Source organism: Bradyrhizobium sp. 22, assembly GCF_000482425.1.
In the GTDB taxonomy this organism is placed as follows: Bacteria; Pseudomonadota; Alphaproteobacteria; order Rhizobiales; family Xanthobacteraceae; genus Bradyrhizobium; species Bradyrhizobium japonicum_B.
On the sequence record NZ_KI519399.1, the window covers coordinates 4,007,391 to 4,021,265 of the forward strand.

A 13,875-nucleotide genomic window follows, 5' to 3' on the forward strand; every position below is an offset into this window, starting at 1 on the left:
TCAATGCCGGTACTGCGGCTCCTCCGCATCCAGCTGCCTGCGGATCGCGGCAAGATGCAGCCGTGCGGATTCGCTGTCGCCCTCGCGCATCTGCCGGTAGGTCTCGGCCGCAACGGCGGGATCGACCGGCAGCACCTTCCGTCCCGTCGACATCGCGAGAACCTGCACCTCGGCAGCACGCTCGAGGTAATAGAGGTCGTCCCAGGCCTCCGCGATGGTCGGGGCCAGCACCATCACGCCGTGATGCTTCATGAAGACGATGTCGGCGTCGCCTACCGCCGAGGCGATCCGCGCGCCTTCGCGGCTGTCGAGCGCGAGGCCATTATAGTCGCGGTCGACCGCCGTCCGGCCATAGAATTTCAGCGCGGTCTGGCCGGCCCAGATCAGGGGATCGCCCTCGGTCATCGACAGCGCCGTGGCGTAGGGCATGTGAGTGTGGAACGCGACCTTGGCACGCGGCAGCAGCCTGTGCATCTCGGCGTGGATGTAGAACGCGGTCGCCTCGGGCACGCCCTCGCCGCCGAGCACGTTGCCGTGGAAGTCGCAGATGAGCAGCTTCGACGCAGTCAGCTCCCGGAAGGCGAAGCCGTAGGGGTTGACGAGGAAGAGGTCGTCATGGCCCGGCACGACCGCCGAAAAGTGGTTGCAGATGCCCTCCTCGAAGCCGTTGCGCGCGGCCATGCGGAAGCAGGCGGCGAGATCCTCGCGCGCGGTGCGGATCGCGTCGGTGGCGAGATCCGGCCGGTTCGAACGGAATGTCGCGGGCGCGGGTGAGGACGCGTGAAGATTGTGCGCCATGGCGAGCATACCTCTGTCGGTTGGCAATTCTCGATCTTCTACAGCGACTGCGCCTGCGCGTCAGCCCCCGCGGCCGCCACCCTGCCCTGCGCGAGTTCAAGCGCGCCGCGGCACACCGCCAGCATTCATGCCGCCGTCGATGACGAGCTCGCTGCCCGTGACGTAGCGCGAGGCATCGGAGGCCAGGTAAAGCACGCCCGAGGCGATCTCCGCCGCCTGCCCGGCGCGGCCGAGCGGGGTTGCGACCCTGGCGCGCTCGTTGCAGTCGATCGGCGCATTCTGGCTGGCGCCAGTCGCACCGGTCGGGATCTTGCCCCAGATCGGCGTGTCGATGATGCCGGGATGCACGGAATTGACCCGGATGCCGTCGCCGGCCGCAGCGCATTCCATCGCGATCGACTTCGCGAACAGCCGCACGCCGCCCTTGGTCGCCGAATAGGCCGACAGGCCCGGCGCGCCGCGCAGGCCCGCGAGCGAAGACATCATCACGATCGAACCGCCGCCAGTCTTGCGCATCAGGGGCAGGCAATGCTTGACCGAGAGAAAGACACCATCGAGATTGATCGCGTTCTGCTTGCGCCAGTCAGCGAGTGTCATGTCGACGATCGAGGGCACCGCAATGCCGATGCCGGCATTGGAGACCAGAATATCGAGCCGGCCGTAGCGCTTGGCGATTTCGGCGACAACCTCGATCCAGCGCTCCTCGCTGGTGACGTCCTGTTCGAGAAAGAGCGCCTTGCCGCCGGCACTCGTCACGCGCCTGGCGAGCTCCGGGCCGCGCAGCACGTCGATGTCGGTGATGACGACGGTGGCGCCTTCGCGCGCGAACAGCTCGACGATGGCCTCGCCGATACCGGAGGCCCCGCCCGTCACCAGCGCGACCTTGCCCTCAACCTGCCCTGCCATGTTCACTCCCTTTTCTTGTTGTTTGAGACCTTTGCTATCTAATCACGGACGGCCCCTGGTCCGGTAGCGCAACGTCGACGACGCGGAATTGCACCCGCTCGGCGCCCTGATAGCGGTCGACCGAGAGCGAGCCGGCGACATGCAATTGCTGGCCGCGATTGGCGAGCAACGCGTTGCCGAGCTTCTGGCCGACCGAGCGGAACGCGATGCCATTGACGATGGCGCCGTCCCCCGACTTGAAGCGCAGCCTCAAGTGAGCCTGGCCGACCTCGTCGGCAAACACGAGCTGGTGCGCCGGCAGCGCCAGCACGGGCTCCGGATTGCCGCTGCCGAACGGACCGGCGCGGTTGAGCGTCGCCGCAAGCTCCGTCGTCACCGCGCGCGCGGAGACCGCGCCGTCGATATAGAGCTCGTTGACGTGGCGGGCCTCGGCCACGTCCTGCGCCAATGCGTTCTCGAGATAGGCGCGGAATTCGGCGAGCTTCTCTTTGCGCAGCGTCACGCCCGCGGCCATCGCGTGCCCGCCGCCTTTGAGCAGAATGCCGTCGGCCACCGCCCGCCGCACCGCCTTGCCGAGATCGACGCCAGCGATCGAGCGGCCCGAGCCGGTGCCGATGCCGCCGGGCTCCAGGGCGATGGCGAAGGCGGGCCGCGCGAACTTCTCCTTGAGGCGGGAGGCCACGAGGCCGACGACGCCGGGATGCCAGCCTTCGGAGGCCGTGACGATGACGCCGAGCTTGTCCTCCAGCCCGATCGAGGCCAGCGCCTCGGCCTCGGCCTGCGCCTCCGCCGCCTGCTCGATGACGCGCCGCTCGCTGTTGAGGCGGTCGAGCTCGGCCGCGATCCGCGCCGCCTCGACGCTGTCGCCCTCCAGCAACAGCCGCACGCCGAGATCGGCGCGGCCGATCCGGCCGCCGGCGTTGATGCGCGGCCCCAGCATGAAGCCGAGATGCCAGGCCTCCGGCGGCCCGTTGAGCCGCGCCACGTCCATCAGCGCGGTATGGCCGACATGGTCGCGCCGGCGCATCGCGATCAGGCCCTTGGCGACGAAGGCGCGGTTGAGACCGATTAGGGGGGCGACGTCGGCAACCGTGCCAAGCGCGACGTGATGCAGCATGCCGAGCAGATCCGGCTCGGGCATCTCCGCGCTCCAGAAACCGCGCTGACGCAGCTCGCGATTGACCGCCACCAGCGTCACCAGCACGAGACCAACCGCGGCGAGATGGCCGAGGCCCGAGAGATCGTCGAGCCGGTTCGGATTGACCAGCGCGTCGACCTCCGGCAGCTCGGTGCCGGCCTGGTGATGGTCGATCACGACCACGGACATGCCAAGGCGCCTGGCCTCGGCCAGCGGCTCGATGCTGGTGGTGCCGCAATCGACGGTGACGAGCAAGGTGGCGCCCTTCGCGGCGAGCGCACGCACCGCTTCGGTGTTCGGTCCGTAGCCCTCGAAAATGCGGTCGGGAATGTGGATCAACGGATCGAGTCCGCAATGGCGCAGGTGCCAGGCGAGCAGCGCCGCCGAGGTCGCGCCGTCGACATCGTAGTCGCCGAAGATCGCGACCTTCTCGCCCTTCACTGCGGCATCCGCGATCCGCTTCGCCGCGGCCTCCATCTCCGTCACCGTGAACGGATCCGGCATGAGCTTGCGGATGGTCGGATCGAGAAAGTCGGGCACGGCGTCGATGTCGACGCCGCGGCCGGCCAGCACCCGGGCCAGCAATTCCGGAAGCTGGTGCCGCTGCACGATCGCGAGCGCCTGGGCCGCCCCCCGGGCATCCAGCCGGTCGCGCCAGAGCTTGTTGGTCAGCGAGCGCGCGACGCCGAGGAACGCCTGGGGCGCTTCGACGGGCACGGCGGTGGCAGGCGGCGTCATGGATCGCAGTTGGTTTGAGGAAGCCGCAGCCGACGCGGTCGTGCCGGTGCGGCTTGCGGAGTGATTGACCCGGAATCTCCGGGCATTTGCAATCTCCGCGGTGCACAAAGCGGTGGATTGCCGATTTGCTGCGCTGAGTGACTATCATTTGGGCAATCCGCCGAACAGCAAATTAAGCAGGCGTTAGGTGGAATCTTCGAAAAAGAATCGTATTCGATCTGTAATTTGTAGTTCCGGGTTCGTTGCAGATCAGACCTCATTGCCAAGGGATGCCCCCGATGTCTGCTGCGCTGGGCCTGAAGGCCAAGCCGATCGCCACCGAACCCGCTGAGGACGATTCCGACATTTCCGCGCTGATCAACCGCCTCACCGCGGAGGTCAACCAGATCGCGGTCGACAAGACCAAGTCGATCCAGCAGATCACCAACCAGATGAAGATGCTGGCGCTGAACGCGCTGATCGAGAGTTCGCGCGCCGGCGCGCAAGGCGCGGGTTTTGCCGTGGTGGCGCAGGAGGTGCGCGGCGTCGGCCAGCAGGTCGAGACCATCGCGCGCGAGCTCGAAACCCAATTGACGAAGCGCACCGGCGACCTCGTCTCCTCGATCGAACGCATGAGCCAGCGTTCGCGCGGCGAGCGCATGATGGACCTGTCGCTGAACGCGATCGAGCTGATCGACCGCAATCTCTATGAACGTACCTGCGACGTGCGCTGGTGGGCGACCGATTCCGCCGTGGTCGATTGCGCGGCATCGCCGAGCGCCGCAGCCGTCTCCCACGCCTCGCAGCGCCTGGGCGTGATCCTCGGGGCCTACACCGTCTATCTCGACCTGTGGCTCTGCGATCTCGACGGCAACGTCATCGCCAACGGCCGGGCCGACCGCTTCCGCGTCGTCGGCCAGAACGTCGCCCACACCAAATGGTTTAGCGAGGCGAAGGGCCTGCGGTCCGGTGACGATTACGTCGCCGGCGACGTCGAGAACCAGCCGCTGCTCGGCAACGCGCAGGTGGCGACTTATTGCGCCAGCGTCCGCGCCGGCGGCCAGGCCAACGGCGCGCCGATCGGCGTGCTCGCCATCCATTTCGACTGGGAGCCGCAGGCCCGCGCCATCGTCCAGGGCGTGCGCGTCGGCGACAGCGACAAGGCGCGCGTGCTTCTGGTCGATTCGAACTTGCGCGTGATCGCGGCGTCCGACGGCCAGGGCATCCTCAGCGAGCGCATCTCGATCGCGCTGAACGGCCAGCGCTCCGGCTTCTATCATGACCACAACGGTTCACTGATCGCCTTCCATGCGACGCCGGGCTACGAGACCTATCGCGGACTCGGCTGGTACGGCGTCATCATTTGCGGGGCGTGAGGCACTAGGCTGATCTCAAAACTGCGAAAACAACCCCATGCACAGTAGACTCGGGTTGTTTTCATTGGCATTTTGCGCCACCAGAACGCCGCTTCGCCAAAGCTCTTTGACACGTCGGGCAAAACGCCGGCCTTCCTGGCGCGGCCATGACCATGCCCTTCACCAAGCTCACATTTGCCCCATGCTGAGGAGACTATCATGAAGATCGTCGTGATCGGCGGAACCGGGTTAATCGGATCCAAGCTCGTGGCGAAGCTCAGACAGCGAGGCCACGAGGCCGTGGCCGCCTCGCCGAAATCAGGCGTGAACGCCGTGACCGGCGAGGGCCTCGCTGCGGCATTGGCAGGCGCGGATGTCGTCGTCGATGTTGCCAATGCGCCGTCCTGGGAGCCGGCCGCCGTGCTCGCATTCTTCGAGCGTTCAAGCGAAAATCTCGTCGCGACGGAGGCTGCCGCGGCGGTGAAGCATCACGTGGCGCTGTCGATCGTCGGGACCGAGCGCTCGCCCGACAACGCCTATTTCCGTGCCAAGCTCGCGCAGGAGACAATCATCAAGTCCTCGCCGATCCCCTACTCGATCGTGCGCGCCACCCAGTTCTTCGAATTCCTCGGCGCCATTGCCGAGATGAGTGCGATTGACGGCAAGGTCGTCGTTCCGTCGGCCTTGTTTCAACCGATCGCTGCCGACGACGTCGCCGCTCACCTCGCTGAGGTGGCAACGGGCAAGCCCCTCAACGACACGATCGACATCGCGGGTCCCGAGAAGGCTCCCTTCAATGAATTCATCGCACGCCGCCTGAAGGCATCCGGCGACACACGACCGGTGGTCGGAGACCCGAAGGCGCCGTATTACGGCGGCCTTATCGACGATACATCGCTGAACCCACTCGGCGAGGCGCGGCTCGGAAAAACCCCGCTCGCAACATGGCTCGCAAGCCTGTGAGACCTGCCATCACGAAACGACCGCAGTGAACGCCCCCAACTCCGCAGATTGCTGATCGCCCCGATGTGGCGTTCGGCTCGGATCGCCCCTCCATGGCGCTCCGGAGCATGAGATCCGTACAAGACTGCGCGATGATGGAACCGGCGCAGCTCTACTGCGGAACACCACTTGTCGCGTGTCCGGCACGTCCCAAATGAACGGGGTGGTCGATCGCCGGCTTTCGAACCGGCGGGCCATCCGAGGTCCTCCGCGACGGAGACCAGCATGCCGTCACCGGCACCCGCAAATGAGACTGAGAGATTGGCCGCCCTACGCGCGCTCGACATCCTCGATAGCGCGCCTGAAGCCGCTTATGACGAGATCGCCGAGCTCGCGGCGCAACTTTGCGGCTGCCCGGTCTCCTACATCAGCTTCATCGACGACGAGCGGCGCTGGCTCAAGGCGCAGTATGGCCTACCGGCTGACGTCACCGACGCTCCGCGCGAGAACGCGGTCTGCACAACGACGATTTGCGGCACCGAGCTGCTCGTCATTCCCGACCTGAAACGAGATCCGCGTTTCGAAAACAGCCCGATGGTCTCGCTGAAGCCATCCTGCCGATTCTATTGCGGCATGCCGCTCATCACCGATGAAGGTTATGCGCTCGGAACACTATGCGTGATGGACTTCGAGCCACGGCAGCTTTCCTTCGAGCAGACGGAAGCTCTCCGAATGCTGTCGCATCAGGTGCTGGCCCAACTGGAACTGCGCCGCAAGCTGATCGAGTCCCGCCAGATCATCGAGCAGCTGGAGCAGGCACGCCTCGAGGCTGCTACCGAAAGAGAGCGCGCCGAGACTCTGCTGCGCAACGTCCTGCCGGCGCCGATCGCCAACGAGCTGACACGCCACGGCAGGGTCCAGCCGAAATACACCCGGTCGGCCACCATTCTGTTCGCGGATATCCAGGGCTTTACCCTGCTCGCCGAACGGGCCGAGCCGGCGAGGCTGATCAATCTCCTCGATGAATATTTTTCGTCTCTGGACGAAATCGGTGCCCGACACGGCCTGGAGAAGGTCAAGACCATAGGCGATGCCTATATGGCGGTTGCCGGGGTGCTCTCGCCCGACCGGCGGCACTCGATCGACGTCTGCCTGGCGGCGCTGGAGATGCGAGGCCAGCTCGACCATCTCGGAGCGCAATGCGAAGCGACCGGCCAACAGGCCCTGCAATTGCGCATCGGGATACACACCGGCCCGGTCATCTCCGGTGTCGTCGGCAACCGCAGGATGACCTTCGACATCTGGGGTGATGCGGTCAACACCGCGTGGTTCATGGAAGCGTTCGGAATAGCGGGACGGATCAACGTCTCGGACACCGTGGCAGGGCACGTCCATGGGCTATTCGACCTGGAATCGCGCGGCCCCATCGAGGCCAAGCATGCGCGCGCGCACGAAATGTTCTTTCTCAACGGCCTGAAGAGGGAATATTCGCGTAACGAGGACGGCAATCTGCCGAACGATCGTTTTGTTTCAGAGTATCACCGCATTGGTGGTTCACGGTTGGCTCAGGAACGGTGACGCGCCGCCACCTCCGCGGCAAGCAGCACCGCCGCGCGGCTGGCGCCGATCGAGGCAATGCCCTGCCCTGCAATGTCGTAGGCGGTGCCGTGCGCGGGCGTGCAGATCGGGAATGGGAAGCCGCCGAGCAAGGTGACGCCGCGATCGAAGCCCATCAGCTTCATCGCGATCTGACCCTGGTCGTGATACATCGTCAGCACCGCATCGAAGGCGCCGGCTTTGGCGCGCAGGAACACGGTATCGGCGGGAAACGGTCCCTCCGCCGCAATGCCCTCGCGCCGGCCGGCTGCGACCACGGGCGCGATGACGTCGATCTCCTCGCGGCCGAAATTGCCGCCGTCGCCGGCATGCGGATTGAGACCGGCGACCGCGATGCGCGGCCGTGCGAAGCCGGCCTTGCGCATGCAGGCATCGGTCAGCGCGAGCGCACGATGGATGCGCTCGCTGGACAGCCTTGCAGCGACGTCCCGCAGCGGAATGTGGGAGGTGACCCGCGCGTTCCAGAGCCGGTCCAGCACGTTGAACTCGCTGGCAGGCGTCTCGAGGCCGACCACCTCCGCGGAGAAAGCGATCTCGTCATCGTACTCGGCGCGCGCAAGCCGCATCGCCTGCTTGTTGAAGGGCGTGAAGCAGACCGCGTCGACGCGGCCGTCGCGGCCAAGCTCGAGCGCGTGCCGGTAATTGGTCAGCGCGAATTTTCCGCCGGCAAGAGCCGCGGTCTTCGGCTCGACTTCTTTGGGGTCGAGATGGCCGAGGTCGACGAATAGCGCCTCGCCCGCGGCCGCGCGAACGTCGGCGCCCTGCTCCACCGTCGTCAGCGCCGGCTTGACGCCGGCAACGCGCGCGCCCTCGTCGAAGATGCGGCGATCGCCGATGACGACGAGCCGGCAGCGCGCGCGGATGTCGTCCTGCGCCACCAGCTTGGCCGTCAGCTCGGGGCTGATGCCGGCGGGGTCTCCCATGGCGAGCGCAATCAGCGGCTTTGCGGTCATATGATCGCTTTCTCCTGGCCTGTCGCGCCGGCGGCGGGGGATGCGGGTTTGCGCCGGAGGCGCGCGAGCTGCAGCACGAGCGGCAGCAGCAGCAGCGCGATGCCGGCCACGATCAGGCATGTCACCAGCTTGTTGGCGAAGAAGATACCGAGCGAGCCCTTGGACATCAGCATCGACTGCCGGAACGCGTCCTCGGCCTTGTCGCCGATGACGATGGCGAGCACGAGCGGCGCCAGCGGATAGAACAGCTTCTTGAAGAGATAGCCGACCACGCCGAAGCCGAGCATCATGACGACGTCGAGATAGGAGTTCGAGACGGAATAGGCGCCGACGACGCAGATGATCACGATCAGCGGCGCGATCACCACGAACGGAATCCGCATCAAGGCGGCGAAGACCGGGACGGTCAGCAGCACCAGCACGACCGCGACGATGTTGCCGACATACATCGAGGCGATCAGGCCCCAGACAAAGTCCTTCTGGTCGACGAACAGCATCGGCCCGGGATTGAGCCCCCAGATCATCAGCCCACCCATCATGACGGCCGCGGTGGCCGAGCCGGGAATGCCGAGCGCGAGCATTGGCAAGAGCGCGCTGGTGCCGGCGGCATGATCGGTGGTCTCCGGCGAGACGATGCCTTCGACCTCGCCCGTGCCGAAATACCGGCCGCGGCGCGAGAACCGGCGCGCGATGCCATAACTCATGAACGAGGCCGCGGTCGGGCCGCCCGGCGTAATTCCCATCCAGCAGCCGATCGCAGCGCTGCGCAGCAGCGCCACGCCATGCCGCGGCAGACGGCCGACGGCACGAAACACTTCGCGCCAGTCGATCTTGGAGGACACGGCGCGGGCATGAAACTCCTCCTCGACCGCGACCAGCAGCTCGCCGATGCCAAACAGGCCCATCACCGCGACGACGAAGCTGACGCCCTTGACGAGCTCGTCGATCCCCATGTTGAGGCGCACGCTGCCGGAGACGGTGTCGATACCGATCGCGGCGATGGCAAAGCCGATCGCGAGCGCCACGACCGTCTTGATCGGCGCCGCGCCGCCCATGCCGACGAAGCTGGCAAAGGCCAGGAAGTAGACCGCAAAATATTCGGCGGGACCAAAGGCGAGCGCGACCTGCGCCACCCAGGACGCCAGGAACGTGATCAGGACGACGCCGACCAGCGCGCCGAACGCCGCCGAACCGAAGGCGGTCGCCAGCGCCGTGGTCGGCCGTCCGTCCCGCGCCATGGGATAGCCGTCGAAGGTGGTCGCGACCGACGAGGGCTCGCCCGGAATATTGAACAGGATCGAGGTCACCGAGCCGCCGAACAGCGCGCCCCAATACATGCTGGAGAGCAGGATGATCGCCGACACCGGCTGCATGCCGAAGGTCAGCGGCAACAGCAGCGACACGCCGTTCGGCGCGCCCAGCCCCGGCAGCACGCCGACGAGAATGCCGAGCAGCACGCCGACGCCCATCAGGGCCAGATGCGGCACGGTGACCGCGATGGTGAAGCCGTGCAGCAGCTCCGCGAGATTGTCCATCGGCCTCTCCGTCAGAACCCGAACGCGGCGGCGAGCGCGCCGTGCGGCAGGCTGACCTGGAACATGCGTTCGAACACGACATAGAGCGCCACCGCCGTCGCCCCCGCCATGGCGAGCGCACGGGGCATCGATTGGTGGCGGGGGATCGCCAGCACCGCGAAGACGTACAGGCCCGAGGCGAGATACATGCCGAGCAGCGGGATCGCGGCGACGAAGATCGCGGCCGGCACGAACAGGCCGGCAAGCCGGCGCAACTCCACCTGTGTGATCGCGACCGGGACATTGGCCAGCGATGCTGCCGGCAGCACGCCGCGCACGAGATTGTAGAGGCTGCCGAGCACGATGATGATGCCGGTCAGGAACGGGAAGGTGCCGGCCTCGACGCCCGCGCTCGACCAGCCGATGCCGTTGTCGAGGCTGGAGATGACGACGGTCACGCCGAAGCCGCCGGTGAGGACGGCGGTGGCGAGTTCAAGCGCGCGGCGGGAGATCATGACGTAAAACCTTCGAAGGCTGCGCGGTCCCATGGGACAGCGAGGAGCCTGCCGAACCAGCTAGGCCTGCATGGTTCGAGACGCCCGCTTTGGCGGGCTCCTCACCATGAGGGTCTGACATCGCGCCCCAAAGCACGACCTCATCCCGAGGGCCCGCCGCAGGCGGGCGTCTCGAAGGATGGCCGCAGGCGACCTGCCCACCCCGCCTCACTTCACCAGCCAGCCCTGCTCGCCGGCGACCTGCTTGACGTGTTCAAGGTCCGCCTTGATGAACTTGTCGAGCTCGGCGCCGGTCAGGAAGGTGTCGACCTGGGACGTCTTCTCGATATAGTCCTTCCATTCCGGCGTCGCCTGCACCTTCTTCATGAGGTCGACATAGAACGCGGCCTGGTCCGGCGTGACCTTGCCGGGCAGCCACACCGTGCGCGGCTGCTCATATTGCTTGATGTCGAGGCCCTGCTCGACGCAGGTCGGAACGTCGCTCCAGCCTTCGGTCGCGGTGACTTTCGGACCCTGCGGCAACCGCTTCGGGCTGAACACGCAGAGCGGACGCTGCGTGCCGCCGCGCCATTGCCCGAGGCTCTCGCTGGGATTGTTGACGTGGGAATCGAGATGTCCGCCGGCAAGCTGCACGGCGGTCTCGGCGCCGCTCTTGAAGGGGATGTAGGTCAGCTTGACCTTGCCGACCTTCTCGATCATGCGCGTCAGGACCTCGTCGGTGTCCTTGGACTGCGCGCCGCCCATCTTGAATTCGCCCGATGCCGCCGCCTTCAGATAATCGCCCGCATTCTTGTAAGGCGAATCCTGCTTGACCCAGAGCAGGAACTCGTCCTGCGCCATCGCCGCGATCGGGGTGAGATCGGTGTAGTTGAAGGCGACCTTGGAGACGAGCGGCTGCTGCCAGGCGTTCGACGTGCCGAAGATCACCTTGTAGGGATCGCCGGCCGACGCCTTGCCGTAGACGTAGCCTTCGGCGCCGCTGCCGCCGCCCTTGTTGACGACGACGATCGGCTGCTCCGTCAGCTTGTGCTTGGTGATGATGTTCTGCACCGCGCGGGCGAGATTGTCGGTGCCGCCGCCCGGCCCGGCGGTCGCCACGAACTCGATCGGCTTTTGCGGTTGCCAGGCACCGAGCGCCGGCATGGTGCCGGCGAGCACGGTCGCGGCCGCGGAGAGCAGAAATGTTGACGTCCGACCCATGATTTCCTCCAGCTGGTATTTTTTATCTTTGGTCTTGTCGTATCGACGTCCGGTCAGGCGACGCGTTCCCCGCGTCTTGCCGAGCCCAGGACGATGGCGCCTTCTTTGGCGAGCGCTTCGATCTGCATCTGGTCGAACCCGTGCTCGGCCAGCACCTCTCTCGTGTGCTCACCGTAGACCGGTGCGCCTGACAGTACTTTGCCTGGGGTCTCCGAAAACTTCACGGGAAGCCCGATCGTCTTCACGGAACCGAGCGTGGAATGCTCGACCTCGACGACCATCTCGCGCGCCAGCGTCTGCGGATCGCTGAGCGCCTCGAGCATGTCGTGCACGGGGCCGCACGGCACGCCCTTCTCGTCCAGCGCGGCGAGCCAGTGCGCCCGCGACCGGGTGCGGAAGCGCTCGCTCAAGACCGCTTCGAGCGCCTTGAGATTCGCCATGCGGTCGGCGCCGTTGACGAAGCGCGGATCTGCGGCGAGCTCACTCGCGCCGAGCGCCTCCAGCATCAACAGCCAGTGCTTCTTGTTGGCACCGCCGACCACGAGCCAGCCGTCGGAGGCTTCGAACGCCTGGTACGGCGCGTTGAGCGGATGGGCCGAGCCCATTGCCCGCGGCGCGGTGCCTGCGGCGAGCGCGATGGTCGACTGCCAATAGGTCTGCACCAGCGCGGCCTCGTACAGCGAGGTTTCGACCCACTGCCCCTCGCCGGTCTTGAGACGGTGCGTGTAGGCCGCAAGGATGCCCATGCTCGCGAGCAGGCCGGCGGTGATGTCGGACAGCGGCGGGCCGCATTTCACCGGCGGACCGTCGGGGCGCTCGCCGGTAAAGCTCATGATGCCGCTCATGGCCTGCGCGACCAGATCGAAGCCACGGCGGTGCTTGTAGGGACCGGTGCGGCCGAAGCCCGACAGCGAGCAATAGATCAGCGATGGATATTGCTTGTGCAGCTCCTCGTAACCGAAGCCGAGACGTTCCATCGCGCCGGGTGCAAAGTTCTCCACCAGCACGTCGGCCTCCGCGATCAGGCGGCGCAGCACCTGCTTGCCGCCCTCGGTCTTGAGGTCCAGCACGATGCCGCGCTTGTTGCGGTTCATCATCAGGAACGAGGCCGCCTCATCCCCGATCTTCGGCGGCACCGAATGGCGGGTATCGTCGCCGTTCGGCGATTTCTCGATCTTGATGACGTCGGCGCCCATGTCGGCGAGCATCAGGGTGCAGGTCGGCCCCGCCATGACATGGGTGAGATCGACGACCTTGAGGCCGGCGAGCGGTCCCGAACGGCGCGAGGTGGATGGCGAGCTTTGCATCGGGGCGTCCTATTGGCCGCGCCATTGCGGCGCGCGCTTGTTGAGGAAAGCATCGAGCCCTTCGCGAAAATCCCGGCTCGTGTAGCACATCAGGATGAGGTCCTCGCCCTCGTCCCGCGACAGCCGCCGCTGCAGGCGGGCGACCGCCTGCTTGGTCGCGTTCAGCGTCAGCGGCGCGTGGCTTGCGAGCAGCCGGGCGACCTCGTCGGCTCGCTTGTCCAGCGCGGCAAGATCCTCGACGACCTCGCCGAGCAGCCCGATGCTGGCGGCTTCCGCAGCATCGACCAGGCGCGCGGTGAAGATCATATCCTTGACGCGCGCCGCGCCGATCAGCGCGGTGAGACGGCTGACATTGGACATCGACAGGCAATTGCCGAGCGTCCGCGCGATCGGGAAGCCGATCTTCGCGCTTGCCGTGCCGATACGCAGGTCGCAGGCCGCGGCAATGCCCGCCCCGCCCCCGGTGCAGAAGCCGTTGATCGCCGCAATGGTCGGCACCCGGCACTGCTCCAGCGTGGTCAGAACGCGATCGATGCGGTTCTCGTAGTCGATCGCGTCCTGCGGCGTCTTGAATTCACGGAACTGGTTGATGTCGGTGCCCGAGGCGAAGGCCTTGTCGCCGGCTCCGCGCAGCACCAGCACCTTGATGGTCTGGTCCCGGTTGGCCTGCTCGCAGATTGCAGCGAGCCGTTCGTACATCGCGAAAGTGAAGGCGTTGCGCGCCTGCGGCCGGTTGAAGGTGATCCGCCCGATGCCGTCGTTGCATTCAAAAACGAGGTCGTCCGCCTCCGCCGCCAGGTCCATTTCCTCATATCCTCTTGTTTTTTGCATTTTTGAATGCAAAATTTGCGATTAGCAAGCTGGAACTTCGATATTTCGATCCGAAGTTCGCGTTTTGCATTCAAATTGGAGC

General features: G+C 66.1%; 12 protein-coding genes. 3 read left to right on the forward strand and 9 right to left on the reverse strand.

Features of this window, described 5'->3' with window-relative positions; genetic code table 11:
* The 3 genes from K410_RS0120485 to recJ all read right to left on the reverse strand — a co-directional run bounded on the left by K410_RS0120485 (position 1) and on the right by recJ (position 3,580).
* Positions 1–798 carry an aldolase gene (locus K410_RS0120485; protein WP_028136604.1) on the reverse strand — a complete coding sequence of 266 codons (798 nt, stop codon included), beginning with the start codon at positions 796–798 and terminating at the stop codon, positions 1–3.
* Positions 799–894: 96 nt separating this feature from the next.
* Positions 895–1,704, reverse strand: a complete 810-nt coding sequence (locus K410_RS0120490; RefSeq protein WP_028136605.1) for an SDR family NAD(P)-dependent oxidoreductase — start codon at positions 1,702–1,704, stop codon at positions 895–897.
* Between the two features lie 34 nt (positions 1,705–1,738).
* The gene (recJ, locus tag K410_RS0120495; protein WP_028136606.1) at positions 1,739–3,580 is read right to left on the reverse strand and encodes a single-stranded-DNA-specific exonuclease RecJ; all 1,842 of its coding nucleotides are present in this window, start codon (positions 3,578–3,580) and stop codon (positions 1,739–1,741) included.
* A gap of 278 nt (positions 3,581–3,858) precedes the next feature.
* On the opposite strand from recJ, the gene K410_RS0120500 reads away from it, so the two are divergent.
* The 3 genes from K410_RS0120500 (at position 3,859) to K410_RS0120510 (ending at position 7,434) form a co-directional block, all read left to right on the forward strand.
* Positions 3,859–4,935, forward strand: a complete 1,077-nt coding sequence (locus tag K410_RS0120500; RefSeq protein WP_028136607.1) for a methyl-accepting chemotaxis protein — start codon at positions 3,859–3,861, stop codon at positions 4,933–4,935.
* A 198-nt stretch (positions 4,936–5,133) separates the two neighbouring features.
* A complete protein-coding gene (locus K410_RS0120505) occupies positions 5,134–5,877 on the forward strand; it encodes an SDR family oxidoreductase (RefSeq protein ID WP_028136608.1) in 744 nt (247 codons plus the stop codon).
* Positions 5,878–6,177: 300 nt separating this feature from the next.
* Positions 6,178–7,434, forward strand: coding sequence for an adenylate/guanylate cyclase domain-containing protein (locus tag K410_RS0120510; RefSeq protein WP_028136609.1), 1,257 nt, complete (start codon positions 6,178–6,180; stop codon positions 7,432–7,434).
* Here the strand turns inward: K410_RS0120510 and K410_RS0120515 are convergent.
* The 6 genes from K410_RS0120515 to K410_RS0120540 all read right to left on the reverse strand — a co-directional run bounded on the left by K410_RS0120515 (position 7,422) and on the right by K410_RS0120540 (position 13,766).
* Positions 7,422–8,426: a 4-hydroxythreonine-4-phosphate dehydrogenase PdxA gene (locus K410_RS0120515; protein ID WP_028136610.1), complete on the reverse strand. Its 1,005-nt coding sequence runs from the start codon at positions 8,424–8,426 to the stop codon at positions 7,422–7,424. The two genes, K410_RS0120510 and K410_RS0120515, sit on opposite strands and share 13 nt — an antisense overlap.
* Positions 8,423–9,961: a tripartite tricarboxylate transporter permease gene (locus tag K410_RS0120520; protein ID WP_028136611.1), complete on the reverse strand. Its 1,539-nt coding sequence runs from the start codon at positions 9,959–9,961 to the stop codon at positions 8,423–8,425. The genes K410_RS0120515 and K410_RS0120520 overlap by 4 nt, the downstream gene beginning before the upstream one ends.
* 11 nt (positions 9,962–9,972) lie before the next feature.
* Positions 9,973–10,455 (reverse strand): tripartite tricarboxylate transporter TctB family protein, encoded by a 483-nt coding sequence (locus K410_RS0120525; RefSeq protein ID WP_028136612.1) that lies wholly within the window; start codon positions 10,453–10,455, stop codon positions 9,973–9,975.
* 207 nt (positions 10,456–10,662) lie between these two features.
* Positions 10,663–11,655, reverse strand: a complete 993-nt coding sequence (locus K410_RS0120530) for a Bug family tripartite tricarboxylate transporter substrate binding protein (RefSeq protein WP_028136613.1) — start codon at positions 11,653–11,655, stop codon at positions 10,663–10,665.
* A 53-nt stretch (positions 11,656–11,708) separates the two neighbouring features.
* The gene (locus K410_RS0120535; protein WP_028136614.1) at positions 11,709–12,962 is read right to left on the reverse strand and encodes a CaiB/BaiF CoA transferase family protein; all 1,254 of its coding nucleotides are present in this window, start codon (positions 12,960–12,962) and stop codon (positions 11,709–11,711) included.
* 9 nt (positions 12,963–12,971) lie between these two features.
* Entirely contained in the window at positions 12,972–13,766 is a 795-nt protein-coding gene (locus tag K410_RS0120540; RefSeq protein WP_028136615.1) for an enoyl-CoA hydratase/isomerase family protein, read from the reverse strand.
* Between the last annotated feature and the right edge of the window lie 109 nt (positions 13,767–13,875).

What these genes read in the sequence shown, in the direction of transcription:
- K410_RS0120485 (WP_028136604.1), bottom strand. Translation starts at nt 798, where the DNA reads ATGGCGCACAATCTTCACGCGTCCTCACCCGCGCCCGCGACATTCCGT.
- K410_RS0120505 (WP_028136608.1), top strand. Translation starts at nt 5,134, where the DNA reads ATGAAGATCGTCGTGATCGGCGGAACCGGGTTAATCGGATCCAAGCTC.
- K410_RS0120530 (WP_028136613.1), bottom strand. Translation starts at nt 11,655, where the DNA reads ATGGGTCGGACGTCAACATTTCTGCTCTCCGCGGCCGCGACCGTGCTC.
- K410_RS0120540 (WP_028136615.1), bottom strand. Translation starts at nt 13,766, where the DNA reads ATGGACCTGGCGGCGGAGGCGGACGACCTCGTTTTTGAATGCAACGAC.
- K410_RS0120525 (WP_028136612.1), bottom strand. Translation starts at nt 10,455, where the DNA reads ATGATCTCCCGCCGCGCGCTTGAACTCGCCACCGCCGTCCTCACCGGC.
- K410_RS0120515 (WP_028136610.1), bottom strand. Translation starts at nt 8,426, where the DNA reads ATGACCGCAAAGCCGCTGATTGCGCTCGCCATGGGAGACCCCGCCGGC.
- K410_RS0120535 (WP_028136614.1), bottom strand. Translation starts at nt 12,962, where the DNA reads ATGCAAAGCTCGCCATCCACCTCGCGCCGTTCGGGACCGCTCGCCGGC.
- recJ (WP_028136606.1), bottom strand. Translation starts at nt 3,580, where the DNA reads ATGACGCCGCCTGCCACCGCCGTGCCCGTCGAAGCGCCCCAGGCGTTC.
- K410_RS0120500 (WP_028136607.1), top strand. Translation starts at nt 3,859, where the DNA reads ATGTCTGCTGCGCTGGGCCTGAAGGCCAAGCCGATCGCCACCGAACCC.
- K410_RS0120520 (WP_028136611.1), bottom strand. Translation starts at nt 9,961, where the DNA reads ATGGACAATCTCGCGGAGCTGCTGCACGGCTTCACCATCGCGGTCACC.
- K410_RS0120490 (WP_028136605.1), bottom strand. Translation starts at nt 1,704, where the DNA reads ATGGCAGGGCAGGTTGAGGGCAAGGTCGCGCTGGTGACGGGCGGGGCC.